Annotated in this window: 27 protein-coding genes, 1 tRNA gene and 1 riboswitch; of the genes, 15 read left to right on the forward strand and 13 right to left on the reverse strand. The window is 67.1% G+C overall.

What is annotated here, in order from left to right; translation table 11 throughout:
• Positions 1 to 16 precede the first annotated feature (16 nt).
• Genes J8I35_RS14010 through J8I35_RS14030 form a run of 5 tightly spaced genes read left to right on the forward strand, consistent with a single transcriptional unit; the run spans position 17 to position 4,482 of the window.
• Positions 17 to 1,024 (forward strand): hypothetical protein, encoded by a 1,008-nt coding sequence (locus tag J8I35_RS14010; RefSeq protein WP_209925791.1) that lies wholly within the window; start codon positions 17 to 19, stop codon positions 1,022 to 1,024.
• Positions 1,021 to 1,770, forward strand: coding sequence for a hypothetical protein (locus J8I35_RS14015; RefSeq protein ID WP_050011749.1), 750 nt, complete (start codon positions 1,021 to 1,023; stop codon positions 1,768 to 1,770). The genes J8I35_RS14010 and J8I35_RS14015 overlap by 4 nt, the downstream gene beginning before the upstream one ends.
• Complete coding sequence (locus J8I35_RS14020) at positions 1,767 to 2,924, forward strand: hypothetical protein (protein WP_050011748.1); 1,158 nt, start codon at positions 1,767 to 1,769, stop codon at positions 2,922 to 2,924. Before J8I35_RS14015 ends, J8I35_RS14020 begins: the two co-directional genes overlap by 4 nt.
• Positions 2,921 to 3,538, forward strand: coding sequence for a phosphatase PAP2 family protein (locus J8I35_RS14025; RefSeq protein WP_124555671.1), 618 nt, complete (start codon positions 2,921 to 2,923; stop codon positions 3,536 to 3,538). The genes J8I35_RS14020 and J8I35_RS14025 overlap by 4 nt, the downstream gene beginning before the upstream one ends.
• Positions 3,535 to 4,482: a fatty acid desaturase family protein gene (locus J8I35_RS14030; protein ID WP_124555672.1), complete on the forward strand. Its 948-nt coding sequence runs from the start codon at positions 3,535 to 3,537 to the stop codon at positions 4,480 to 4,482. The genes J8I35_RS14025 and J8I35_RS14030 overlap by 4 nt, the downstream gene beginning before the upstream one ends.
• 128 nt (positions 4,483 to 4,610) lie before the next feature.
• On the opposite strand, the gene J8I35_RS14035 is transcribed toward J8I35_RS14030, so the two are convergent.
• The 9 genes from J8I35_RS14035 to J8I35_RS14075 form a co-directional block, all read right to left on the reverse strand.
• Positions 4,611 to 4,687: transfer RNA gene (locus J8I35_RS14035), tRNA-Lys, on the reverse strand.
• 108 nt (positions 4,688 to 4,795) lie between these two features.
• On the reverse strand, positions 4,796 to 5,545 hold the full coding sequence (ybgF, locus tag J8I35_RS14040) for a tol-pal system protein YbgF (RefSeq protein WP_006484965.1): 750 nt from the start codon (positions 5,543 to 5,545) through the stop codon (positions 4,796 to 4,798).
• A gap of 19 nt (positions 5,546 to 5,564) precedes the next feature.
• On the reverse strand, positions 5,565 to 6,077 hold the full coding sequence (gene pal, locus J8I35_RS14045; protein ID WP_050011745.1) for a peptidoglycan-associated lipoprotein Pal: 513 nt from the start codon (positions 6,075 to 6,077) through the stop codon (positions 5,565 to 5,567).
• A 17-nt stretch (positions 6,078 to 6,094) separates the two neighbouring features.
• On the reverse strand, positions 6,095 to 7,390 hold the full coding sequence (gene tolB / locus J8I35_RS14050; RefSeq protein ID WP_050011744.1) for a Tol-Pal system beta propeller repeat protein TolB: 1,296 nt from the start codon (positions 7,388 to 7,390) through the stop codon (positions 6,095 to 6,097).
• A gap of 109 nt (positions 7,391 to 7,499) precedes the next feature.
• Complete coding sequence (tolA, locus tag J8I35_RS14055; protein WP_209925792.1) at positions 7,500 to 8,555, reverse strand: cell envelope integrity protein TolA; 1,056 nt, start codon at positions 8,553 to 8,555, stop codon at positions 7,500 to 7,502.
• Positions 8,552 to 9,001 carry a protein TolR gene (gene tolR, locus J8I35_RS14060; RefSeq protein ID WP_050011742.1) on the reverse strand — a complete coding sequence of 150 codons (450 nt, stop codon included), beginning with the start codon at positions 8,999 to 9,001 and terminating at the stop codon, positions 8,552 to 8,554. The genes tolA and tolR overlap by 4 nt, the downstream gene beginning before the upstream one ends.
• A gap of 10 nt (positions 9,002 to 9,011) precedes the next feature.
• Positions 9,012 to 9,689, reverse strand: a complete 678-nt coding sequence (gene tolQ, locus J8I35_RS14065; RefSeq protein ID WP_006476795.1) for a protein TolQ — start codon at positions 9,687 to 9,689, stop codon at positions 9,012 to 9,014.
• A gap of 144 nt (positions 9,690 to 9,833) precedes the next feature.
• A complete protein-coding gene (gene ybgC, locus J8I35_RS14070) occupies positions 9,834 to 10,319 on the reverse strand; it encodes a tol-pal system-associated acyl-CoA thioesterase (protein ID WP_050011741.1) in 486 nt (161 codons plus the stop codon).
• 108 nt (positions 10,320 to 10,427) lie between these two features.
• Positions 10,428 to 11,174, reverse strand: a complete 747-nt coding sequence (locus tag J8I35_RS14075) for an SDR family NAD(P)-dependent oxidoreductase (RefSeq protein ID WP_050011740.1) — start codon at positions 11,172 to 11,174, stop codon at positions 10,428 to 10,430.
• A 180-nt stretch (positions 11,175 to 11,354) separates the two neighbouring features.
• Positions 11,355 to 11,455: riboswitch (ZMP/ZTP riboswitch) on the forward strand.
• 137 nt (positions 11,456 to 11,592) lie between these two features.
• Here J8I35_RS14075 and glyA point away from each other — a divergent pair.
• From glyA to J8I35_RS14110, 7 genes are all read left to right on the forward strand, one after another.
• Entirely contained in the window at positions 11,593 to 12,840 is a 1,248-nt protein-coding gene (glyA, locus tag J8I35_RS14080) for a serine hydroxymethyltransferase (protein ID WP_050011739.1), read from the forward strand.
• Between the two features lie 6 nt (positions 12,841 to 12,846).
• Positions 12,847 to 13,326, forward strand: coding sequence for a transcriptional regulator NrdR (nrdR, locus tag J8I35_RS14085; RefSeq protein ID WP_050011738.1), 480 nt, complete (start codon positions 12,847 to 12,849; stop codon positions 13,324 to 13,326).
• A gap of 153 nt (positions 13,327 to 13,479) precedes the next feature.
• Positions 13,480 to 14,043: a GspH/FimT family pseudopilin gene (locus J8I35_RS14090; protein WP_209925793.1), complete on the forward strand. Its 564-nt coding sequence runs from the start codon at positions 13,480 to 13,482 to the stop codon at positions 14,041 to 14,043.
• 5 nt (positions 14,044 to 14,048) lie between these two features.
• Positions 14,049 to 14,450 (forward strand): hypothetical protein, encoded by a 402-nt coding sequence (locus J8I35_RS14095; protein WP_124555673.1) that lies wholly within the window; start codon positions 14,049 to 14,051, stop codon positions 14,448 to 14,450.
• The gene (locus tag J8I35_RS14100) at positions 14,440 to 15,273 is read left to right on the forward strand and encodes a PilW family protein (protein WP_209925794.1); all 834 of its coding nucleotides are present in this window, start codon (positions 14,440 to 14,442) and stop codon (positions 15,271 to 15,273) included. The genes J8I35_RS14095 and J8I35_RS14100 overlap by 11 nt, the downstream gene beginning before the upstream one ends.
• A gap of 143 nt (positions 15,274 to 15,416) precedes the next feature.
• Positions 15,417 to 15,944 (forward strand): pilus assembly protein, encoded by a 528-nt coding sequence (locus J8I35_RS14105; protein ID WP_185625076.1) that lies wholly within the window; start codon positions 15,417 to 15,419, stop codon positions 15,942 to 15,944.
• Complete coding sequence (locus J8I35_RS14110) at positions 15,941 to 16,387, forward strand: type IV pilin protein (RefSeq protein ID WP_209925795.1); 447 nt, start codon at positions 15,941 to 15,943, stop codon at positions 16,385 to 16,387. Before J8I35_RS14105 ends, J8I35_RS14110 begins: the two co-directional genes overlap by 4 nt.
• A 54-nt stretch (positions 16,388 to 16,441) precedes the next feature.
• On the opposite strand, the gene J8I35_RS14115 is transcribed toward J8I35_RS14110, so the two are convergent.
• The 3 genes from J8I35_RS14115 to J8I35_RS14125 all read right to left on the reverse strand — a co-directional run bounded on the left by J8I35_RS14115 (position 16,442) and on the right by J8I35_RS14125 (position 17,741).
• Positions 16,442 to 16,885, reverse strand: a complete 444-nt coding sequence (locus J8I35_RS14115) for a DUF3318 domain-containing protein (RefSeq protein WP_050011733.1) — start codon at positions 16,883 to 16,885, stop codon at positions 16,442 to 16,444.
• Between the two features lie 43 nt (positions 16,886 to 16,928).
• Positions 16,929 to 17,318: a phage holin family protein gene (locus J8I35_RS14120; RefSeq protein WP_209925796.1), complete on the reverse strand. Its 390-nt coding sequence runs from the start codon at positions 17,316 to 17,318 to the stop codon at positions 16,929 to 16,931.
• A gap of 120 nt (positions 17,319 to 17,438) precedes the next feature.
• Positions 17,439 to 17,741 (reverse strand): YqjD family protein, encoded by a 303-nt coding sequence (locus tag J8I35_RS14125; protein WP_006494044.1) that lies wholly within the window; start codon positions 17,739 to 17,741, stop codon positions 17,439 to 17,441.
• A 317-nt stretch (positions 17,742 to 18,058) separates the two neighbouring features.
• Between J8I35_RS14125 and J8I35_RS14130 the strand changes: the two genes are divergently transcribed.
• Positions 18,059 to 18,697, forward strand: coding sequence for a peroxiredoxin (locus tag J8I35_RS14130; RefSeq protein ID WP_006476788.1), 639 nt, complete (start codon positions 18,059 to 18,061; stop codon positions 18,695 to 18,697).
• A 122-nt stretch (positions 18,698 to 18,819) separates the two neighbouring features.
• Here J8I35_RS14130 and J8I35_RS14135 read toward each other — a convergent pair whose 3' ends face one another.
• Positions 18,820 to 20,007 (reverse strand): acyl-CoA dehydrogenase, encoded by a 1,188-nt coding sequence (locus J8I35_RS14135; protein WP_209925797.1) that lies wholly within the window; start codon positions 20,005 to 20,007, stop codon positions 18,820 to 18,822.
• Positions 20,008 to 20,183: 176 nt separating this feature from the next.
• Between J8I35_RS14135 and J8I35_RS14140 the strand changes: the two genes are divergently transcribed.
• Positions 20,184 to 20,975, forward strand: coding sequence for an IclR family transcriptional regulator (locus tag J8I35_RS14140; protein ID WP_209925798.1), 792 nt, complete (start codon positions 20,184 to 20,186; stop codon positions 20,973 to 20,975).
• 145 nt (positions 20,976 to 21,120) lie between these two features.
• Complete coding sequence (locus tag J8I35_RS14145; protein WP_124555676.1) at positions 21,121 to 21,531, forward strand: GFA family protein; 411 nt, start codon at positions 21,121 to 21,123, stop codon at positions 21,529 to 21,531.
• Positions 21,532 to 21,653: the final 122 nt, after the last annotated feature.

Genomic DNA, 21,653 nt, shown 5'->3' on the forward strand with positions numbered 1-21,653 from the left:
TGTTCCGACGACGACCATGCCCTCACTCGCCACTCGCATTGCCTGTCTCGCCCTGCTTGCCGCCAGCGTCGGCGCCCATGCCGCACCGGTCGATCATGCGGGGCGCGGGATTTATCACTTCATGTCGCGAAGCGGCTGCCCGTTCGCGAATGCGGCCGCGTCGGACTGCAATCGCATCGCGCTCGATGCGCCCGACGGTCACGCGAGCATCGACACCGATGCGCATGCGATCGTCTTCTCGAGCGATGCGAACCGCCGCACGAAGGACGTGCTCGGCGACGTGCTGCTGCAAGGCACGGGCGTCGATGCCGACGGGCGGCGCGTGCCGTTGAGCGTGCACGTTCTGCTGCGTCGCGACGGCCGGAAATGGGACCGCGACGTGTACGTCCATGCGCCCGTGCACGGCTCGTTCACCGATGTGCGGATCGATCCGTATCGTGTGCGCGTGAAGGACGGCGATCGTGAGCGCGACGTGCTCACGCCGGACGAAACGCTTGCGCTGTTCGCGCATCCGTCGCTCGCCTCGCGGCTGGCGCGCCATCTCGTGAAGGTGAGTGCGACCGATCCGAAGCAGCCGCTGGCGGACGACATCACGATCGCGCTCGGTGTCGGCGGCCTGACGAAGGCGGTCGCGCGCGCGAGCTTCACGTCGAACGCGCCGCACGATGCCGACGTCGATCGCGCGCTCGCGTCCGGCACGTGGTCGATCCGCTTCGACGCGCTGAGCAATCGCATTCCGGTGTGGGTCGCACAGCGCGAGCTGTTCCTGTTCGGCCTCGATGGCAGCGCACTCGTGAAGGACGTGCGCGAGCGCGGCTTTCGGAAGAACGACCGGATCGAGTTCGGCGCGCGCGACGGCAGCGGCTATCTGCGCGTGAATGGCCGCGAGGAAGCGTTCGCGGGCGCGGTAGCCTCCGCGCATGCGTTCATGCAGGAAAGCTTCGTCGGCCTGATCCTCGGCTGGCGTCGCGATCCGGCGGCTGCCGCGACGCCATCTTCATCCGCGCGGGGCGAGCCGGCATGACCGCGGCAAGCGAATTGCCGGTGTCGTCGCAGGCCGGGCACGGCGAGCGCTTCGATTGTCTCGATGCGCCCGTGCCACGCGGTACGGCGCGGATGCGCGCGTATCTCGTCGATCGCATCAAGCGGGCGGCGATCCGGCAACTGCATCGCAGCATGCATGGCGAGCGCTGGATGCTGCGCATGTACCTGATCGGCGAAGAAGCGACCGAGTGCGCGCTGCACGAGGACTGGACCGGACAGCCGCCGGACTGGCTCGCGCCGCGCATCGACCAGCATCTCGCGGACGAGCGCCGCCACGCGGCCGCATTTGCCGATGCGTTGCGCCGGCGCGGCGTCGACGTGTCGACCGGCCCGCACGAACCCGACTGGCTGAGCCGGCGAAAGATCGTGCGATGGCGGCGTCTGGCGCAGCGCTACGCGCCGCATTTCGCGCAAGGCGTACTCGTGCCCGCGTATGCGACCGGCCTGTGCGCGGAACAGATGGCAATGCGCGTGCTCGCGCGCCACTGCGCGACGATCGGCGACACGCATCCGCTGTATCCGTTGCTGTCGCGCGTGCTCGCCGACGAGACGCGCCACGTCCGGCTTTGCGCCGATACGCTGCGCCGCCTCGTCGAGCCGTCCGAGGCCGCGTCGCTCGCCGCGTTGCTGGACGAGATCCGCGCGATCGAAGCCGGTTTCGGCGTGACGGGCGCGCTGGCGATGGTCGCGGCCGGCTGGCTCCAGTCGCTTCGTCCGCGCGCATGATGCCGCGCATCGTCTATCTCGCGACCGCCGACGCGCGCGGCCATCTGATGCGCGCGCAACTGCTCGTGCATGCGTTGCGCGCGGCCGGCGCGCAGGTCGACGTGCTGACGACGTCCGACGCCGGGCAGGCATTTCTCGCCGCGTTCGGCATCGACGCGGACGTGTTGTCGCGGCACTACGCGGTGCAGTTCGACGAGCGGCAGAACATGCTGCGCGACGCGACCGATCGCAATGTCGCGCACTACGTGTTCAGGCCGACCCGCATGCTGCGCGACATCGTGCGGCTGCGTGCGATCGTTCGCGATGCGGATCTCGTGGTCAACGACTCGTTTCATCCGGCGCTGCTGTTCATGGGGGCGGTGCCGGGCTGGCGGCGTCGCGTCGTCCACGTGTATGGCGGCAGCCTGCGCCGCGCGTTGACCGCGAATTTCGATGCACGACTGCCGCGCGTGCTGGCGCGCGCTTTCGCGCGGATCGTCGACTGGCAGATCGATGCGGCGCTGGGCCGTATCGAGCACGATTTCGCGTACGGCTTCGCCGACGATGCGCCGCGCTCGCACCGGCATCGCCGGCTGCCGACGCCGGTGCCGATCGTCGCCGAACGGCCGGCGCACGAACGCGTTGCGGCGGCCGTTTATCTGAATCCGCACTTTCGCGACGTCGCGCTCGCCGATGCGTTGTCGGCCGGCATGCGCGACGCGGGGCTCGCCGCCCACCGCGTGGGCGAGGGCTACGCCGGACACGACGGCTGGACCGGCGTCGACGCCGACTGGCCGACGCGCGCCGCGCATGCGCCGTTGATCGTGTCGGCGCCCGGCATGGCCGCGTTGTCGATTGCGCGCGTGTATCGCCGTCCGATCCTGCTCGTGCAGACCGATCAGCCCGAACAGGCGAGCAACGCCGCGCGCGCGGCACGGCTGCAACTCGTGCACCGCGTGGTCACATGGCGGGGCGATGCGGCGGCATTCCGGCGCGAGGTCGGGCAGGCGTCGATCGAACTGATGCGCGATCCCGGTACGCCGGCGGGGACGCGAGCGGGCCGCGAGCATGCGCGTGCGCGTGTCGACGCGTGGACATCGCACCTCCTCGCGCTGGGTCCGCATGCGCGAGCGGCCGACGCGGCAACCCGATGCGAGGCACCAGCGCCGCGATGAATACGCGCATGTTTCAGGACGATCGCCGGCCCGATGTCCGGCAGATGCTGGCCGCGACATTCGGCCTGGTCGCGGGCCTCGCGATCTTCTTTCTGCTGGAGCGCGGCGTCACGCCGCGCTACGTGCTGGCCACGGCGATCGATGCGCGGATTCCGTTCATCGCATGGTCGTGGTTCGTCTATGTCGCGTTCTTTCCGTTCGTGATTGCGCTCGCCGCGTACGCGCGACCGTCCGCGTTCGCCGCGTTCAGGGACGCCGTGCTGATCGCGTTCGTGCTCGGCGTGGCCTGCTTCCTGATGTTTCCGGAAGCCGTGCCGCGGCCCGACATCGCCGAGATCGGCAATGCATTCGTGCGTCGGCGTCTGGCGCGCATGTGGGCGCTCGATCTTGCGGCCAACGGCTTCCCGAGCCTGCATGTCGCGGTGACGTGTCTCGCGTGCCGGATGCTGGTGGACCGGCGCCGGATCGTCGCGGCGGCGATCGGGCTGCTGATCTGCGCGTCGACGCTGACGCTCAAGCAGCATACGGTCGCGGACGTGCTGGGTGGGTTCGTGCTCGCGGCGGTCAGTGCGCTGTGGGTCGAGCGGCGTTTGCCGCGCAGGAGGCTCGCATGACGGAGGCGCACGTTCACCGCGCCGGACCGAACGCCGGGCTCGCCCGGTTCGTGCCCGATCCGGGGCTGTTTCGCGTGAGCGCGGCGCGTGTCGGCATGGCGCTGGCGGGTGACTGGCTGATGATTGCCGCCGCGTTTGCCGCTGCGATCGCGTTTGCGCATCCGCTGGCCTACGCGTGCGCGGCGATCGTGATCGCGCGCAGCCAGCTCGCGCTCGCGGTCATGATGCACGAAGGGGCGCACGGGTTGCTTGCACGGAACCGGCGCGTCAACGACGTGCTCGGGCAACTGCTCGCGGCCGGCCCGCTATGGCTGTCGCTGCGCACGTATCGGGCGGGCCATCTGAAGCACCATCGCGCGCCGATGCAAGCGGACGACCCCGTCGCGCTGCTGTTCGGCGTGCACGACTATCCGGCGACGCGCGGGCGATTGATCGTCCGCCTGCTCGCGTATGCGTGCGGCGTCGGTTACGTGACGAGCGTCGTGAAGCTCGCGCGCGGCGCGTTCGCGCATGCGTTGCCGAAGGTCGAAAAATCGCGTGCGTATGCGGCGTGGGAGATCGCGTCGATGCTGGCCGGCAACGGCGCGCTGTTCGGCGCGCTCGCGCTGGCCGGACATCCGCTGCTGTACGTCGCGTTGTGGATCGTGCCGTCCGTCACCTTGTTGCCGTTCGCCGGGCAGGTGCGCGCGATCTTCGAGCACGCGGGGTTGCCGGCCGGCGCCGATCAAAGCCGCAACGCACGCACGATCGTCCGGCGTTCATGGCAGACGTTCCTGTTCGGCCCGCATGCGATTCATTTCCATATCGAACATCATCTGTTCACGCGGATGCCGTTCCATAACTTGCCGGTCGTGCATCGGCAACTCGCGCAATTGCGGTTGCTGCCCGACGGCAATCTGTATGCCGGATATGGTGCGGTACTGCGGGACGTGAGTGCGCGGTGATCGGTCGGGCTCAGGTTGCGCGCGGCCGAGTGTGTGACGAGCATCGTCGGGAATTCTGCTCGAACGGTGCGGCGACAGACGCAAAAAAGCCTCCGCAAGGGAGGCTTTTTTACACTATCGAAGATAGTTGGTAGGGTGGGAGGGACTCGAACCCTCGACTCTCTGATTAAAAGTCAGATACTCTAACCAACTGAGTTACCACCCCACGTTCTTGAAACCTGTCGGTTCGTTGCTTCAACAACCTGGGCAACGACCTAAAGAGCAAAAGATTATAGCGACGGGTTACAGGGCTGTCAACAACCCGTCACGATAATTATTTGATGGTTTCGAGCTTGCCCTGCGCCGTCTGCGCCGCGTTCGAGCCGGCGTACTGCGACACGACCTGCTCGAACGTCTTCTTCGCGGCCGCCTTCTGGCCTTGTTCGAGCTGGTTCGTGCCGATCGCCACGAGGGCGTCGGCCGCCCGCGGGTGTTGCGGGAACTTGCTGACGATCCCTTGCCACGTCGCGGTCGAACCACGGTAGTCGCGCAGCGCGTATTGCGCGTTGCCGTACCAGTACTGCGCGGTCGGCTGATAGGGGCTCTGCGGATACTTCGCGATGAACGCGCGGAACGAAGCCGCCGCCGCCTTGAAGTTGCCGTTGCGGAACTGCTGCTGCGCCGCGCTGAGCGCATCCGTTTCACCCGGCTGCACGGTGCCTTCGACACCATCGATCGTCGCCTGCTGCGGCTCGAACTTCTTGAGCCGCGTGTCGAGATCCTGGTAGTACTCCTTCTGCTGCCGCTCGAGCGTCGTCAGCCGGTTCGTCAGATCCTCGTTCTCGCCGCGCAGCGTCGCGACCTGCTGGTTCAGCTGGTCGATACGGCCGGATTGATCGAGGATCGTACGCTGGGCGGCCGACAACTGGCTCGACAGGTTGTCGCTCTTGCTGCGCAGATCGAGCACGGCACGGCGTGCTTCGTTGTCGTCGAACATGCCGGCGTGCGCCGGCGCGGCCGACCACGCCGCGCCCGCGACGCAGAATGCTGCGGCAACGCGCAGCCAGGTTGAACGGTGCGTCATACGGCGATTCTTCCGTTACTTACTGTTGGTAGACGAGGTCGGCGCGACGGTTCTGCGCCCACGATGCTTCGTCGTGACCCGTTGCCTGCGGCTTTTCCTTGCCGAGGCTCACGGCTTCCATTTGCGAGTCGTTCACGCCGAGCAGGGCCATCGCACGGCGGACGGCTTCCGCACGCTTCTGGCCCAGCGCGAGGTTGTACTCGCTCGTGCCGCGTTCGTCGGTGTTGCCCTGGATCAGCACGTGGCGCTGCGGGTGGCTCTTCAGGTACTGCGCGTGCTGCTGCATCAGCGGCTGGTACTCGTCCTTCACCGAATAGCTGTCGAAGTCGAAGTAGATGCTGCGCTTCGCGAGCGGGCTGTTCGGGTCGTTCAGCGGATCGACGTTCACTTGCGCGACGTTGTCGGCGCTCGGCTGCGTGCCGATTGCGCCCGCGTTGTTCGCCTTGTCGTCGAGCTTCACGCCCGACTTGCACGCTGCAAGCGCGCTGATCATCATCACGGCCAGGGCCAGACGAGCTTTATTCGACATCATGGTTACTCTCCTTGTGGTCATTGCATGAAGGGCCCCCACGACGGCTCGCGAACGGAGCCGCCCTGGACGGACAGGATCTGCGGCGGCGCGCTGCCGTCGGAGGGCACTGCAGCCAGCACGTTGCGGCCACCCGACTGGGTGGCGTACAGAAGGTACTGGCCGTTTGCCGCGAAGCTCGGCGATTCGTCGCGATTGGTATTCGTGATGGCGTTCGCCGCGCCACTCTGCAGATCCTGAACGTACAGCTTGAAGCCCCCACCCGTGCGGGAGATGTAAGCGAGCAGCTTGCCGTCCGGGCTCACGCGCGGGCTCGTGTTGTAGCTGCCGGTGAAGGTCACGCGCTGCGCGGCGCCGGCGCTCTCACCCTGTGCGGGCATCCGGTAGATTTGCGGCGCACCGCCGCGGTCGCTCGTGAAGTAGATCCAGCGGCCGTCCGGCGAGTAGAACGGCTCGGTGTCGATCGAGCTGCTCTGCGTGAGACGGCGCAGGCCGCCGCCGTTCGCGTTGACCGTATAGATTTGCGTATTGCCCGTCAGCGACAGCGCGACGGCGAGCGTGTTGCTGTCCGGCGACCACGCCGGTGCGCTGTTGTTGCCCTTCTGGTCGGAGACCATGTAGCGGCGGCCGGTCGGCAGGTCGTGGATGTAGACGATCGGCTTCTTGCGCTCGAACGACACGTACGCGACCTTCGTGCCGCTCGGCGACCACGCCGGCGAGATGATCGGTTCGGTGCTCGACAGCGCGATGCGCGCGTTCTGGCCGTCCGAATCCGAAATCTGCAACTGGTAGCGGTTGCCGGTCTTGATCACGTACGACAGGCGCGTGGCGAACACGCCGCGCACGCCGAGCAGCTTCTGGTAGATGTAGTCGGCGATCTTGTGGCCGGCCGTGCGCAGCGTGGTGTCGGTGGCCGTCAGCGACAGGCCGCCGAGGCTTTGCTGCTTCACGGTGTCGTACAGGATGAAGTTGACCTTGTACTGGCCGTTCGCGTCGCGGTTCACGCTGCCGGCGACGAACGCATTCGCGCCCTTGGCCTTCCATGCGCCGAGATCGACCGATGCGGTCTCGGGCACGGGCGTGCTGCCGGCGTCGATGTTGGTGAATTTGCCGCTGCGGGCGAGGTCGGCGCGCACGATCGACGTGACCTGCTGCGGCAGGTTCGCCTCGTTCGTGAAATTCGCGGTGGCAATGGGGAACTGGGTCGACCCGACGCCGGTGATCAGCACGTTGACCTGGGCGTTAGCGGCGCTGCCCGCCGTGATCAGACACGAGGCCACGAGTGCCCTGAAACCTAGCTTTGTCATCAAACTCATGCTTCTTGCTTCCCGTATGGCTTGGATCGCTGCGCAACCGCAGAGACAGTAAAAATACCCGATTCGTTCCCGTCCGACAGCGACGCCCGGAGTGTAAGCGCATTTCGTTTCACTCCGCTGCCTTGAAGGTAATCGTAATGTCGGACGGGGTCCGACCGTTAGAATCGGGCGGCAACGGGACCGATGCGTGGATCGCATTGACCACGGCTTGATCCCACCCCGAATTCCCGCTCGAGCGGGAGACCGATGCGCTCAATACGTCACCGGACGGCGTGCACCGAATCTTGACGACGGTGGTCAGGCCTGCCCGTTCGCCGCCCCAAACGATGTTCGGCTTGACGCGGCGGCGCACCTTGTCGGCATAGCCGGGCGTCGCGGCATTGCCGCCGGAGCCCGTGCCGGTGCCGCTTTTCGCGAGGCCGTCGCCACCGCCTTCGCCGGCGCCCGACAGCCCCTGCATCTGCGCGAGGCGCGCGCTGCGCTCGCGGTCCAGCTTCGCGTTCGCCGCCGCATTGGCCTTCGCGCGCGCCGCGGCTTCGGCCTTCGCCTTGGCCTGGGCTTCCGCCTTGGCCTTCGCGGCTGCGTCGGCTTTCGCCTTCGCCGCCTGCTGCGCTTCGAGCTGCGCCTGCTTTTGCTGCTCGAGTTTCTGCTGTTCGAGCTTCTGCTGCTCGGCGAGCTGCTGTTGCTTGAGCTTGTCGGCCTGCTTCTGTTTGTCGCGTTCCGCGGCTTTCTGGGCGGCGAGCGCGGCGGCCTGTTGCGCGGCGAGCTGCGCGCGCCGGGCTTCCTCTTCCTGCTGGGCCTTCAGTTGCTGCGCGCGGCGCTGCTGCTCGAGCTGCGCCGCGCGCGCGGCCGCTTCCTGCTGACGCTTCTTCTGCTGCAGCGCGATGTCGGCCTGCTCGTCGCGCACCGGCGGAGGGGGCGGAGCGACCTTCGCGGGCGGCGTGGGCGTGACGACGGGCCGCGGCGCGGGGACGTCGGGCACTTCGGTCCACAGCTCGGCCTCGGCGCCGGCCGGCGTACTGTTCTGCCACTGCACGCCGTGATAGAGGAACAGCGCGAGCAGCACGTGCATCAGCGCGGCGAGCGCGAACGCGCGCCACGTCCCGCGCTCCCGGGGAGGCTGGAGCGGGTAGGCGGACCTGCGCGTGGATTGCTGCCGGTTCATTGCGATTTGACGAGGAGGCCGACGCGCTTGACGCCGCGCGCCTTCAGATCGGACATCACGGTCATGACGGCATCGTACTGCACGGTCTTGTCGGCTGCGATCACGACCGGCTGGTCGGGGTGATCGGCCTGCCGGGCCGTGATGAAGCTGTCGAGCTCGGCCTTCGTCATCGTGTCTTCCTGCGTCGCGCCCGAGTCGCCCTTGTACTTGACGCTCATCGTGCGGTCGGCCTTGATGTTGACGACGACGGGCGGCGTCTGCTCCTGCGGCGCGGCATTGCCGACGGTCGGCAGGTTGATGATCGACGGCGCGACGAGCGGTGCGGTGACCATGAAGATCACGAGCAGCACCAGCATCACGTCGATGTACGGCACGACGTTGATGTCGGCCATCGCGCGGCGCGAGCGGCCGCCGCGCATGCTGGATCGAATGGGACTTCCTGCCATGGCGCGCTCCTTACTGGGCCTGACGCTGCAGGATGTTCGAGAACTCTTCGATGAAGGTCTCGAAGCGGATCGCGAGGCGGTCGATGTCGTGCGCGTAGCGGTTGTACGCGACCACCGCCGGAATCGCGGCGAACAGGCCGATCGCGGTGGCGACGAGCGCCTCGGCGATGCCCGGCGCGACATTCGCGAGCGTGGCCTGCTGCACGTTCGCGAGGCCGCGGAACGAATTCATGATCCCCCAGACCGTGCCGAACAGACCGATGTACGGGCTGACCGAGCCGACCGACGCGAGGAACGCGAGATTGGCTTCGAGCACGTCCATTTCACGCTGGAACGACGCGCGCATCGCGCGGCGCGCACCGTCGAGCACGAGGCCCGGATCGCTGAGGCGCTTTTCCTTCGCCTTCAGGAATTCGCGCATCCCGGATTCGAAGATCCGCTCGAGCGCACCGATCGTGTGGCGGTTGTTGGCCGCGCTTTGATACAGCGCCTGCAGGTCGCCGCCCGACCAGAAATCCTTCTCGAAGCGTTCGGTCTGCGCGCGCGCGCGGCGGATCGCGAACCACTTGCGGAAGATGAAGGTCCACGACATCAGCGACAGCAGCAGCAGCAGCCCCATCACGGCCTGGGCCAGCACGCTCGCGTTGAGGACGAGGGAAATGATCGACAGGTCTTGAACAGTATTCATAGAGGTTTGAGTAACGTCCCTTCGGGAGTGCCCGGCAAGGGCGTCCGGTGTGCGTGCGGCGCGGCGCGCCGGCGAGGCCTGACGCCGAACCTTGCTTAGTATCGAATCAGAACGGCAAGTTCATAGGCTGTGTCTAAACGGCGCTCATGCGAGCTTCGTTGACAAACCAGTCTGCCCCGCGTCGATGACGGGCCCGCGTTGCAGCGCGTCGAGCACGGCCGGCGGGATGGCCGCGGGCCGGATGCCGTGACGGTCGACGCAGCCGAGGCGGATCTGCCCGGCCACGAGCAGCGTGTCGCCGCACCAGGCTTCCTGCGTGAATTCCACCGATGCGCGACCGATGCGTCCGGGGCGGCTCGTGATCGTCAGCGTGTCGTCGAGTCGCGCCGGCGCGCGGTAGTCGAGCGACGTGCTGCGCACGATGAAGATCGCATCGGTCTCGTCGGAGAGCCGACGCTGGTCGACGCCGCATGCGCGAAGCCACTCGGTGCGGGCGCGCTCGAAGAACTTCAGGTAGTTGGCATAGAAGACGATGCCGCCTGCATCGGTATCCTCGTAGTACACGCGCACCGGCCAGGTAAAGCCGGACGGCGCTTCCGGGGAGCGGGTAGGCTGAGTCATGGCGCGCATTCTACCGGAAGGCAAAGACGGGATTCGTAACCGATTCGTAACGGAATGTAGTGCGTCGTGGCACACCGCGGGCCGGCCGGAGCCGGGCCCGCGGCTGCGGGCGACGTGTCAGCCGCGATGGACCGTGAGGCCGGCCGGGGCTTGCGCGACCGGCATCATCTCGATCGTATTGATGTTGACGTGCGCGGGGCGCGTGGCGATCCAGTAGATCGTGTCGGCGATGTCTTCGGCCGTGAGCGGCTGGACGTTCTGATAGACGTTCGCCGCTTTTGCATCGTCGCCGCGGAAGCGGACGTTCGAGAATTCCGTGCCGCCGCACAGCCCCGGCTCGATGTCGGTTACGCGCAACGGCGTGCCGATCAGGTCGGTGCGCAGGTTCAGGCTGAATTGTCTGACGAAAGCCTTGGTCGCGCCGTATACATTCCCGCCCGGATACGGATAGGTGCCGGCCACCGAGCCCAGATTGAAGATATGGCCGCGACCGCGCGCGATCATGCCGGGCAGCAACGCGTGCGTGACGGTCACGAGGCCGGAGCAGTTCGTGTCGATCATGGTCTGCCACTCGTCGAGGCTCGCCTTCTGGGCCGGCTCGACGCCGAGCGCGAGGCCGGCGTTGTTGACGAGCACGTCGAGCGCGGCGAATTCGGCGGGGAGGGCGGCCGGCACGGCTTCGACGGCCGCGCGGTCGCGCACGTCGAGTTCGAACGGCAGCAGCGCGTCGCCGAGTTCGGCCGCGAGCGCGTCGAGACGATCCTTGCGGCGTGCGGTGGCGACGACGCGATGGCCGCCCTTGACGAAGGCGCGGGAGATGGCGGCGCCGAAGCCGGCGGACGCCCCTGTGACGAACACGATCATTGCTGCTCCTGGTCGGTAACGGAATAGCGGGTGGAATCCCGCAAGCCTACTGAGAATGCCGCACCGCGGCAAGACGGCGAAGCGTTCCGGCACGGGCGCGTAGAGTCCGGCCCTCATTGTTTGGAGGCCACTGCCGTGCGGTTGCCTATTCATGACGCATCCAATACACTAATGCGCTCATCACCCCTGCGTGACTGGCGATAGAACCCTTCGGGTTCAAGGTGGAGCATCCCACCGTGAAGCGCGGGGCGCCGTTTTTGCCGTTCGCCTGGGCAGCCGTTGTGCGCCGTCGCGTGCATCGCCGGTGGCTGTCTTGCCTCGCGTCATACGGATTCTTCCGCCACGTCGAGCTGGTCTCGCCAGCAGCGCACCGTACTCGGCCGCTCCGGTCAACCTGTACACACTTAACGGAAACCGTATGTTTGACAGAGCCCAAAGCACCATTGCGAACGTCGATCCCGAAATCTTTGCGGCGATCGAGCAGGAAAACCGCCGCCAGGAAGATCACATCGAACTGATCGCGTCGGAAAACTACACGAGCCCGGCCGTGATGGCCGCACAAGGCTCGCAGCTCACGAACAAGTACGCGGAAGGGTATCCGGGCAAGCGCTACTACGGCGGCTGCGAGTACGTCGACGTGGTCGAGCAGCTGGCGATCGACCGTGTGAAGCAACTGTTCGGCGCGGAAGCCGCGAACGTGCAGCCGAACTCGGGTTCGCAGGCGAACCAGGGCGTGTTCTTCGCGATGCTCAAGCCGGGCGACACGATCATGGGCATGAGCCTCGCGCATGGCGGCCACCTGACGCACGGCTCGCCGGTGAACATGTCGGGCAAGTGGTTCAACGTGGTGAGCTACGGCCTGAACGAAAACGAAGACATCGACTACGAAGCGGCCGAGCAACTCGCGCAGGAACACAAGCCGAAGCTGATCGTCGCGGGTGCGTCGGCGTTTGCGCTGAAGATCGACTTCGAGCGTCTGGCGAAGATCGCGAAGTCGGTGGGCGCGTACCTGATGGTCGACATGGCACACTACGCCGGTCTGATCGCGGCGGGCGTGTATCCGAACCCGGTGCCGCACGCGGATTTCGTGACGACGACGACGCACAAGAGCCTGCGCGGCCCGCGCGGCGGCGTGATCCTGATGAAGGCCGAGTACGAGAAGCCGATCAACTCGGCGATCTTCCCGGGGATCCAGGGCGGCCCGCTGATGCACGTGATCGCGGCGAAGGCCGTGGCGTTCAAGGAAGCGCTGTCGCCCGAGTTCAAGGAATATCAGCAGAAGGTCGTCGAGAATGCACGCGTGCTGGCCGAAACGCTGGTCAAGCGCGGGCTGCGGATCGTGTCGGGCCGCACGGAAAGCCACGTGATGCTGGTCGACCTGCGCGCGAAGCACATCACGGGCAAGGCAGCGGAAGCGGCGCTCGGCGCGGCGCACATCACGGTGAACAAGAACGCGATCCCGAACGACCCGGAAAAGCCGTTCGTGACGAGCGGCGTGCGCCTGGGTTCGCCGGCGATGACGACGCGCGGTTTCGGGCCGGCGGAAGCCGAGCAGGTGGGTAACCTGATTGCCGACGTGCTCGAGAATCCGGAAGACGCAGCGACGATCGAACGCGTGCGCGCGCAGGTCGCCGAGCTGACCAAGCGTTTCCCGGTCTATCGCTGATCGCCGATGCGCTGCCCGTTCTGCCGGCATGACGACACGCAGGTCGTGGACTCGCGCGTGTCCGAAGATGGCGCCGCGATTCGGCGGCGCCGGCGCTGCTCGGCTTGCGACAAGCGTTTCACGACGTACGAGCGGGTCGAGTTGTCCCTGCCGTTCGTCGTGAAGAAGGACGGCAGCCGCACGGAATTCGACCGTCGCAAGATCGTCGCCAGCATGCAACTCGCGCTGCGCAAGCGGCCGGTTGCCGCCGACGCGATCGACGCGGCGGTCGCCCGCATCGAGTATCAACTGCTCGCGACTGGCGAGCGCGAAGTGCGTAGCGAGAAGCTGGGCGAACTCGTGATGAACGAGTTGCGCGGCCTCGATACGATCGCCTATGTGCGCTTCGCATCGGTGTATCGCCAGTTCGAGGACGTTTCCGAATTTGCCGACGTGATCGAAGAGTTCCGTCGCGCCTCTCCCGCCAAGACCCCACGTAAGCGCTGACGCGCTGCGTTCGTTCATCGTCTGCTCCATTGGTTCGATTCGCGCCGATTGTGTCGGTTGCGATCGCATGTCGCCAGTCGGCCGTTCGGCCAATGGCGCACATCCGCACGCGCCGCTACAGTCGTCGCATCACCGTGGCGGAGGACGATTGCGATGGAACCGGGCGCTCAACCCTTTAAGAATGTGGTGCAACGGTCGGGCGGATTCACGCTCGTCGAGCTGATGGTCGCCATGTCGCTGGCAGCGGGGCTCGCGCTCTATGCGGTGCCCACGTTCGACCAGTGGCGCATGCGCGAACGCGTGGATGCCCGTTCGCGCGCGCTGCTCGGTGCGCTGTCGTTTGCGCGTGCCGAGGCAACGCGTCTCGGCGCGCGCGTCACGCTGTGCCGCGCCGGGCGCGACGGCGCCTGTCTGCGTGCCGGTGAGCAATGCGATCCGGCCGAATGGTCGTGCGACTGGATCGTCAGCGGGCAAGTCGACGGGCAGTCGCGTGTGCTGCGACGCTACCCGCGCGATGCCGAAGTGGCCGTCGCGGGCGCCGCGCATGAGCTCGCATTTGCGCCGCCGGTCGGTCAGTCGATCGGCGGCATCCGGCGTTTCGAGGTGCGTCCACGGCGCAGCGTGTCCGGCGCCGACGACGCGCGCGCGTCGCGTTGCGTGCGGATTGCGGCAGGCGGTCGCGCGCGGCTGGTCGCCGGCCGCTGCGACGCGGCGTGATCGCGATGCGCAATGCCATGCGCGGGACGTCGTTGATCGAGGCGACGCTGGCCATCGCGCTGCTCGCCACCGTGATGCTCGCAGTGGCCGGCAGCCAGCTCGCGATGGCGCGTGCGCAGCGCGCGACGATCTGGCGCGAACGCGCGCTGTGGCTGGCCGATGCGCGTATCGAGCGTCTGCATGCTCCCGCGGCGGCCGGCGACGGTCTCGCGGCGCTCGCGGCCGCCTCGTTGCCGGGCGGTGCGATGATGCTCGACGGCGGGCCGGGCGGTGTGCGCTACGCGATTGTCCGCTGGCTGGGCGGCGATGGACGCGCGTCGGCGCGCTGCGATGGCGCGGGAATGTCGACGCGGCCGCCGTCGTGTGTCCGCATTCCATTTCGCGAGCGGGCGGGCGATGAACGCTGATCGCCGTACGCGTGGCCATACGCTGCTCGAAGTGCTGATCGCGATGACCGTCGGGCTCCTCGTGCTCGCGGCGGCCGGTGCGCTGTACCACGCGCAGCGCATTGCGCAGCGGCGCGCGGAAGACGGGTTCAGGATGCGCGACGCGGCAGCGACCGCGCTGATGCTGATCGGTCAACAGATCCAGATGGCAGGATTCCTGCCGCTCGATGCACAAGCGCCATCGTCGTTGCCGCCGATGTTCGGGTGTTCGGCGGCGCGCGTGCGGGGTAGCGGCGCACAGGTGCGCTGCGAGCCCGTGCGCCTGTCGTCGGACGCGTTGCTGGTCCGGTATGTCGGCGATGCGGTATCGACGTGGACGACGGTGAACGGCCAGACGTCGGATTGCCTCGGGCAGGGTGTCGGCGAGCCGGGCGAAGCTGCGCCGGTGGAGAATCGCTTCGATGCGCATGTCAGCCCGTCGACGGGCGAGCCCGAACTGTATTGCGAAGGAAGCGGCCGTCCGGGCACGCCGCAGCCTGTCGCGGCGGGAATCGATCAGTTGCGCCTGCGCTATTTGCGTCGCGGCGCCACGCAGTTCGTCGACGCCGATGCGATGCGTGCGGACGACTGGCGCGAGGTCGTGGCCGTGCATGTCTGCGTGCGGGCGCGCGGCGAGCCGATGCGCGAACCGACGCCGCATATCGACTGCGACGGCCGCGCCGCCGTTGCATCGGACGGCCGCGCACGTTTGACGCTCGATCGCATCGTCGCGTTGCGGAACGTCGCGCTCGCACCCGACGCTGCGTTACATGATGCAACCCGAGCAAGCGAGGTGGCGCGATGAGCGGCGCAGCACAGTGCGTGCGGGACGACATCTCGCGATGCATCGAGAGAGGCCACGCGCCCGAGCGCACCGTCGCGAGCGGAGGCGACCCGCAGCAGGCCGCATGCGTCGGCGTTCAGGCGATGACCCCGCGCGAGCCCCATATGCGTTTCCGGCCCGCTCGCCGCGCGTGGCGTCGCGATGCAGGCCTTGCATTGCCCGCGGTGATCGCGGTCGGCGCAGCAGTCGCGGCACTGACCGGCACATGGTTCGACGCCGCATTGACGGAGTCGCGCCGCACCCGTGCGTTGTCGGATCGGCTGATCGCATTCCACGCGGCCGATGCCGCGCTGGCCGCGTGCACCGCGCGACTGTTGCGCGGCTCGGCACCGTACGTGAACGAAAGCGACTCGCATGCGGAGCCCGACGCCTGGCGGCGCATGCCGCCGCTGGCGGCTGCCGAAGCGTTCGCGCCTTTCGCCGAATGGCCGATGGCCGCACGACCGCCGCGATGCCTGATCGAAGCGTGGCGGCGCCCGTCAGCGCAGGCCGGCGACCGCGCTTACCTTGTCACCGCGCGTGGCGTCGGCGCGCACGCGTCGAGCGCCGTGTGGCTGCAACACCAGGTCGCGATACGCGACGGCCACGTCGTCGTGCTGCGCTGGCGTCGTGTCGCGGCGGTGCTTCGATGAACGGCCGCCTGCCGCTGTGCCGAGCGGCCGGCTTCACGCTGATCGAGCTGATGATCGTGCTCGCGATCGTCGCGGTGCTGGCCGGGTGGGGTATCCCGTCGTATCGCGAGCATGTCGTGCGGGTTCACCGCGCGTCGGCGATGTCCGCGCTGTACCGTGCGGCCCAATATCTTGAAACGCTGGACGGCGCGCCGCCCGCGGCGTTGCCGGACGCGCTCGCGCAGGCGCCGCCGGACGGGCATGCCGTGTATCGATTGACGCTCGGGCGGCCGGATGGCGACGACTCGCCGGTGAGCTACGAACTGGCGGCGACGCCGCTCGACACCGGGCCGATGCGCGACGATGCATGCGGCACGTTCACGCTGCGCTCGGACGGGACGAAAGGCAATGCAGGAAGCGAAGGTGTCGACGAACCGGGCGCTGTCTGCTGGGGCCTGCGCTGAGTTCGCCAGGAGGGTGCGCAGCGGCGCATGGCCGCGCGCGCGGGATGCCGACGGTCAGTCGTCGCGTGGGTCGAGCCCGCGCTCGTCGCGGGACTGCTTCCAGATCCGGTAGACCTCCCATGCGGCGAAGCCGAGCGTGCCCCACTTCAACGCGGGGCCCGTGCTCGCGCGCAGCAGCGAGCGAACGGGTTTCGCCAGCACGAGCGATGCGAGCGAACTCAGCATCGGATACTGGTTGACGAGCTGGCCGAGGCTTGCGTTCAGGTTCTTGGCCGACTGGCCGAACCTGCTGGTCGACAACCCGGGGATGAACACCTTGAGCCAGCTGAAGCGCGTGACGGCGTGGCGCATTTCGGCGGCGGCCTCCGCAAATTCGAGCCGCTCCACTTCGGATCGCAGGATCAGCAATTCCTTGCGAAGCGCGCGGTGCTGCGACGCGCTCCAGTTCGATCGCGACGAATGGGAGCGGGAGGGATTGCCCGTGATGTTCTGGCTCATGGCGCGTCGGCGAAGTAGGTGGGAGGGACGAGCGCGAGGGCGCTCACGACTTGCCGCGGAACAGGTCGCGGTCTTTCTCGAGCTCGGCGAGCGTCGCCTCGAATACGGTCGGCGCGTCGCGCAGGCCCGAGCGCGCCTTCAGCGCGCATGCGATGCCGCCAATGGCATACAGCGCGGTGATCGCGGCGAGCGCCTGCCAGCGGTAGGTATCCCAGAACGCGATCGCGATCAACACGGTCAGGCTGATAAGCGCCATCGTCGCGAGCATCATCGCGGCGAGGCCGAGGAACAGCACGCCCATCAGGCGCTCCTTCTCCTCGGCAAGCTCGATGCCCACCAGTTCGAGGCGCGTCTGCAGAAGGCCGATCGCGGAGCCGACGAGGCGGCGCAGCGGTCCTTGACCGGACGGCTGCGAGGAGGTGTCTGTCGTCATGGATGAGAGGCTTGCGCGTGCACTAAGCAGCTAGGACCAAGCCGGCCGGCGCAGGCCGGCTGGCTTCGACGCCCGCGGGCCGCGCGACGCCGCCCGCGGGACGAAACGGCGCAGAGCGCGTTACTTGCGGTTGATCAGCAAGCCGATCAGCACGCCGACGCCGGCGGCCACGCCGATCGACGTCCACGGATGCTCGTGCACGTAGTCGTCGGTCGCGCGCGCGGCCTTCTTGCCTTTCTCGACCACCACGACCTGGACGTCGGCAGCCTTTTCCTTGGCCTGCTTCAGGCGAGACATGGCCTTCTCGCGCAGCTCGGCCGCACGGTCGCCCGTGCTGCTCGCTGCTTGCTTGAGCAGGTCTTCGGCGTCCGAGAGAACGGTTTTGATATCCGACATCAGTTTCTCCTTGTTGATTTCCGACATTGCAACTCCCTTCGTGCTGTCATGCTGCAGGTTCACATCGTAGCGAAACCCCTGCCTGCTGGCGAGCCGGGAAGACACACGGCGGCAGCGCAAGACTGCATGGTAAACGACTTGTAATCATGAACAGAGCGACAAAGGATTGAAAAGTTTCCCTTGCCGCCCACCGTCCTGCCACGACGCCGGGTAAAAATGACAAAAAAGTATGAATATCAAACGGAATATTCGTTCGCACGACCCATGGCTTCCCGTAAGCTGATGGACTGCCCCGCGCTGTCCGGCGCGCGGTTTCAACCAGCATCGTTCGAGGAGGGAACATCATGAGTCTGCGTCTTGGTGACATCGCACCGGATTTCGAGCAGGAATCGAGCCTGGGCACCATCAAGTTTCACGAGTGGCTCGGCAACAGCTGGGGCGTGCTGTTCTCCCATCCGGCCGACTACACGCCGGTGTGCACGACCGAACTCGGGCTGACCTCGAAGCTGAAGGGCGAATTCGAGAAACGCAACGTGAAGGTGATCGCGCTGTCGGTCGACGGCGTCGAATCGCACAAGGGCTGGATCAACGACATCAACGAAACGCAGTCGACGGTCGTGGGCTTCCCGATCATCGCCGACGCGGACCGCAAGGTGTCGCAGCTGTACGACATGATTCACCCGAACGCGAACGAAACGCTGACGGTGCGTTCGCTGTTCGTGATCGACCCGAACAAGAAGGTGCGGCTCACGATCACCTATCCGGCCAGCACGGGGCGCAACTTCGACGAAGTGCTGCGCGTGATCGATTCGCTGCAACTGACCGACAATTACAAGGTCGCGACGCCCGGCAACTGGAAGGATGGCGATGACGTCGTGATCGTGCCGTCGCTGCAGGATCCTGAAGAGCTGAAGAAACGCTTCCCGAAGGGCTTCAACGCGGTGCGTCCGTATCTGCGCCTGACGCCGCAGCCGAACAAGTAAGCATCGGCGGCCCGGAGCCGCGGCTCCGATGACATAAGGCCCGCCCGGCAGCGATGCCGGGCGGGCCTTTTACCTGGCGGCGCGTGCGCGGCATCGCCGCCGTCCGCGTGATGGCCGGATCGTCAGAAGAATGCCTGGATGCCCGTCTGCGCGCGGCCGAGGATCAGCGCGTGGATATCGTGCGTGCCTTCGTACGTGTTGACCACTTCGAGGTTCACGAGATGGCGCGCGACGCCGAATTCGTCGGAGATGCCGTTGCCGCCGAGCATGTCGCGCGCGAGCCGCGCGATGTCGAGCGCCTTGCCGCATGAATTGCGCTTCATGATCGACGTGATCTCGACGGCCGCCGTGCCTTCGTCCTTCATCCGGCCGAGGCGCAGCACGCCTTGCAGGCCGAGCGTGATTTCGGTCTGCATGTCGGCGAGCTTCTTCTGGATCAACTGGTTCGCGGCGAGCGGCCGGCCGAACTGCTGGCGGTCGAGCACGTACTGGCGCGCGGTGTGCCAGCAGGACTCGGCCGCGCCGAGCGCACCCCATGCGATCCCGTAGCGCGCCGAGTTCAGGCAGGTGAACGGGCCGCGCAGGCCGCTCACGTTCGGCATCAGGTTCTCTTCGGGCACGAACACCTCGTCGAGGACGATCTCGCCGGTGATCGACGCGCGCAGCCCGACCTTGCCGTGGATCGCCGGCGCCGACAGGCCCTTCCAGCCCTTCTCCAGGATGAAGCCGCGGATCGCGTCCTTGCCGTGCTCTTCCAGCTTCGCCCACACGACGAGCACGTCGGCGATCGGCGAGTTGGTGATCCACATCTTCGCGCCGGACAGCGAGTAGCCGCCCGGCACCTTCTTCGCGCGCGTGACCATGCTGCCCGGATCGGAGCCATGGTTCGGCTCCGTCAGGCCGAAGCAGCCGATCCATTCGCCGGTCGCGAGCTTCGGCAGGTATTTCTGCTTCTGCGCGTCGGAGCCGAATTCGAAGATCGGCACCATCACGAGCGACGACTGCACCGACATCATCGACCGGTAGCCCGAATCGACGCGCTCGACTTCGCGCGCGATCAGCCCGTAGCTCACGTAGTTGAGGCCGGGGCCGCCGTATTCCTCGGGAATCGTCGGGCCGAGCAGGCCGACCTCGCCCATTTCGCGAAAGATGGCCGCGTCGGTGCGTTCGTGGCGGAACGCTTCGGTGACGCGCGGCGCGAGCTTGTCCTGTGCGTACGCTTGCGCGGCATCGCGGACCATCCGCTCTTCTTCGGTCAGTTGCTGGTCGAGCAGCAGCGGATCGTCCCAATGAAAAGTTGCAGCACTCATCGTCTCATCTCCTGTCGGCCCGAGTTAGCGCTTCAGCGCTTACTCGGGCCCCATGCTTTGCGGTCGGCCCGAGTTGGCGCTTCGGCGCTTGCTCCGGGCTGATACCTGAAGTTCGCTTGACTTGCGTTCCGCTGTGCGGAACAATGTTTTGCAAATCGACCTCAGTGTAGCACCGGATGACACTTTCAACCATCGACGAGACCCCCATCGACGAGCGCAAGTTCGTCGTCGCGCTCGCGCGCGGGCTCGACCTGCTGCGCGCCTTCCGGCCCGGCGAGACGATGCTGGGCAACCGCGATTTCGCGGAACGCACGGGCCTGCCGAAGGCGACGGTGAACCGGCTCGCCTATACGCTGACCGTGCTCGGCTATCTGCGCTACGACGAGACGCTCGGAAAGTATGCGCTGGACGCCGGCGTGTTGTCGCTCGGCTACGCGCTGCTGTCGGGCTCGGGGACGATCGATCTCGCGCGGCCGCACATGCAGGCGCTCGCGCGCGAAATCGGCGCGGCCGTGTCGCTCGGCTGCCGCGACGGGCTCGACATGATCTATCTGGAGACGATCCGCAGCGAGACCGCGCTGACGCTCGGGCTCGCGCCCGGCTCGCGGCTGTCGATGCTGACGAGCTCGATGGGGCGCGCATACCTGGCCGTGCAGCCGGAGGACGTGCGCCGCGCGCTCTATGCCGAACTGCATCGCGCGGCCGGCGGCACGGCCGACGCCGATGCACTCGTCGCGGCCGCGCAGCACGCGGTGGCCGAGTTCTCCGAAGGCGGATGCTGCTATTCGTTCCGCGCGTGGCATACGGACGTGAACGCGGCGGCCGTCCCATTTCGCGAGCCGCGCGAGGGGCGCTGGCTGATCCTGAGCTGCAGCGGCCCCGCATCGTCGATGGACGAGGACGTGTTTCGCATGCAGGTCGGGCCGCGACTGAAGGCGCTCGCGCAGCGGCTCGGGCAGACGGTCTGAGCAACCATCGCGCGGGTGTTGCCGTCGCGCGCCAACCGGTTTGTTCGCGGCGAGTGCGGGGAGCGGACGCGTTGCCGTCGCGTATTGCGCGACGGGCGAACCGCGCTCATCATCGTTCGCCTGCTTCCCGACGACGAGGCCTGCCATGGCGCACCCCGAACCGATGGAAGGCGGATGCGCGTGCGGCGCGATCCGCTACCGTATCGCCGACGTTCCGACCGATGCCGGCTTTTGCCACTGCCGGCTCTGCCAGCGCACGACCGGCGCGGCGGTCGTCGCATCGGCATCGGTGCCGATCGACGCATTCGAATACCTGCAGGGCGAACCGGCCGTCTACGCGTCGAGCGCATGGGGCGAGCGGCGCTTCTGCGGCCGTTGCGGCGCGCAGCTCGAATACCGGCGCGCCGACGCGCCGCGGACGGTCGAGATCAATTACGCGACGCTCGACGAGCCGTCGCGGCTGCGTCCGGCGTGGCACGTCTGGTACGGCGACCGTTTCCCGGGCATCGAGATCGACGACGATCTACCGAAGTACGACGACGGTGGTAGAGAATAGGCCGCACATCGGTGTCGAGCGCGCGCACAAGCGCGTTCGACCTTTCTGCGTGAACGAACGAACAAACAAGGAACCGGCCGCCGCGCCACGTTACGTGCTGAAACCCGATTCCCTGAGCAACA

It is taken from the genome of Burkholderia sp. CpTa8-5 (genome assembly GCF_017815045.1).
GTDB lineage: Bacteria > Pseudomonadota > Gammaproteobacteria > Burkholderiales > Burkholderiaceae > Burkholderia > Burkholderia sola.

What these genes read in the sequence shown, in the direction of transcription:
- tolA (WP_209925792.1), bottom strand. Translation starts at nt 8,555, where the DNA reads ATGAACCGGCAGCAATCCACGCGCAGGTCCGCCTACCCGCTCCAGCCT.
- nrdR (WP_050011738.1), top strand. Translation starts at nt 12,847, where the DNA reads ATGCGCTGCCCGTTCTGCCGGCATGACGACACGCAGGTCGTGGACTCG.
- J8I35_RS14015 (WP_050011749.1), top strand. Translation starts at nt 1,021, where the DNA reads ATGACCGCGGCAAGCGAATTGCCGGTGTCGTCGCAGGCCGGGCACGGC.
- J8I35_RS14030 (WP_124555672.1), top strand. Translation starts at nt 3,535, where the DNA reads ATGACGGAGGCGCACGTTCACCGCGCCGGACCGAACGCCGGGCTCGCC.
- J8I35_RS14020 (WP_050011748.1), top strand. Translation starts at nt 1,767, where the DNA reads ATGATGCCGCGCATCGTCTATCTCGCGACCGCCGACGCGCGCGGCCAT.
- J8I35_RS14145 (WP_124555676.1), top strand. Translation starts at nt 21,121, where the DNA reads ATGGCGCACCCCGAACCGATGGAAGGCGGATGCGCGTGCGGCGCGATC.
- J8I35_RS14140 (WP_209925798.1), top strand. Translation starts at nt 20,184, where the DNA reads ATGACACTTTCAACCATCGACGAGACCCCCATCGACGAGCGCAAGTTC.
- glyA (WP_050011739.1), top strand. Translation starts at nt 11,593, where the DNA reads ATGTTTGACAGAGCCCAAAGCACCATTGCGAACGTCGATCCCGAAATC.
- J8I35_RS14105 (WP_185625076.1), top strand. Translation starts at nt 15,417, where the DNA reads ATGCGTTTCCGGCCCGCTCGCCGCGCGTGGCGTCGCGATGCAGGCCTT.
- J8I35_RS14130 (WP_006476788.1), top strand. Translation starts at nt 18,059, where the DNA reads ATGAGTCTGCGTCTTGGTGACATCGCACCGGATTTCGAGCAGGAATCG.
- J8I35_RS14110 (WP_209925795.1), top strand. Translation starts at nt 15,941, where the DNA reads ATGAACGGCCGCCTGCCGCTGTGCCGAGCGGCCGGCTTCACGCTGATC.
- tolQ (WP_006476795.1), bottom strand. Translation starts at nt 9,689, where the DNA reads ATGAATACTGTTCAAGACCTGTCGATCATTTCCCTCGTCCTCAACGCG.
- J8I35_RS14125 (WP_006494044.1), bottom strand. Translation starts at nt 17,741, where the DNA reads ATGTCGGAAATCAACAAGGAGAAACTGATGTCGGATATCAAAACCGTT.
- J8I35_RS14095 (WP_124555673.1), top strand. Translation starts at nt 14,049, where the DNA reads ATGCGCAATGCCATGCGCGGGACGTCGTTGATCGAGGCGACGCTGGCC.
- pal (WP_050011745.1), bottom strand. Translation starts at nt 6,077, where the DNA reads ATGATGTCGAATAAAGCTCGTCTGGCCCTGGCCGTGATGATGATCAGC.
- J8I35_RS14100 (WP_209925794.1), top strand. Translation starts at nt 14,440, where the DNA reads ATGAACGCTGATCGCCGTACGCGTGGCCATACGCTGCTCGAAGTGCTG.
- J8I35_RS14090 (WP_209925793.1), top strand. Translation starts at nt 13,480, where the DNA reads ATGGAACCGGGCGCTCAACCCTTTAAGAATGTGGTGCAACGGTCGGGC.
- J8I35_RS14010 (WP_209925791.1), top strand. Translation starts at nt 17, where the DNA reads ATGCCCTCACTCGCCACTCGCATTGCCTGTCTCGCCCTGCTTGCCGCC.
- ybgF (WP_006484965.1), bottom strand. Translation starts at nt 5,545, where the DNA reads ATGACGCACCGTTCAACCTGGCTGCGCGTTGCCGCAGCATTCTGCGTC.
- tolR (WP_050011742.1), bottom strand. Translation starts at nt 9,001, where the DNA reads ATGGCAGGAAGTCCCATTCGATCCAGCATGCGCGGCGGCCGCTCGCGC.
- J8I35_RS14135 (WP_209925797.1), bottom strand. Translation starts at nt 20,007, where the DNA reads ATGAGTGCTGCAACTTTTCATTGGGACGATCCGCTGCTGCTCGACCAG.
- J8I35_RS14075 (WP_050011740.1), bottom strand. Translation starts at nt 11,174, where the DNA reads ATGATCGTGTTCGTCACAGGGGCGTCCGCCGGCTTCGGCGCCGCCATC.
- J8I35_RS14120 (WP_209925796.1), bottom strand. Translation starts at nt 17,318, where the DNA reads ATGACGACAGACACCTCCTCGCAGCCGTCCGGTCAAGGACCGCTGCGC.
- tolB (WP_050011744.1), bottom strand. Translation starts at nt 7,390, where the DNA reads ATGAGTTTGATGACAAAGCTAGGTTTCAGGGCACTCGTGGCCTCGTGT.
- J8I35_RS14025 (WP_124555671.1), top strand. Translation starts at nt 2,921, where the DNA reads ATGAATACGCGCATGTTTCAGGACGATCGCCGGCCCGATGTCCGGCAG.
- ybgC (WP_050011741.1), bottom strand. Translation starts at nt 10,319, where the DNA reads ATGCGCGCCATGACTCAGCCTACCCGCTCCCCGGAAGCGCCGTCCGGC.
- J8I35_RS14115 (WP_050011733.1), bottom strand. Translation starts at nt 16,885, where the DNA reads ATGAGCCAGAACATCACGGGCAATCCCTCCCGCTCCCATTCGTCGCGA.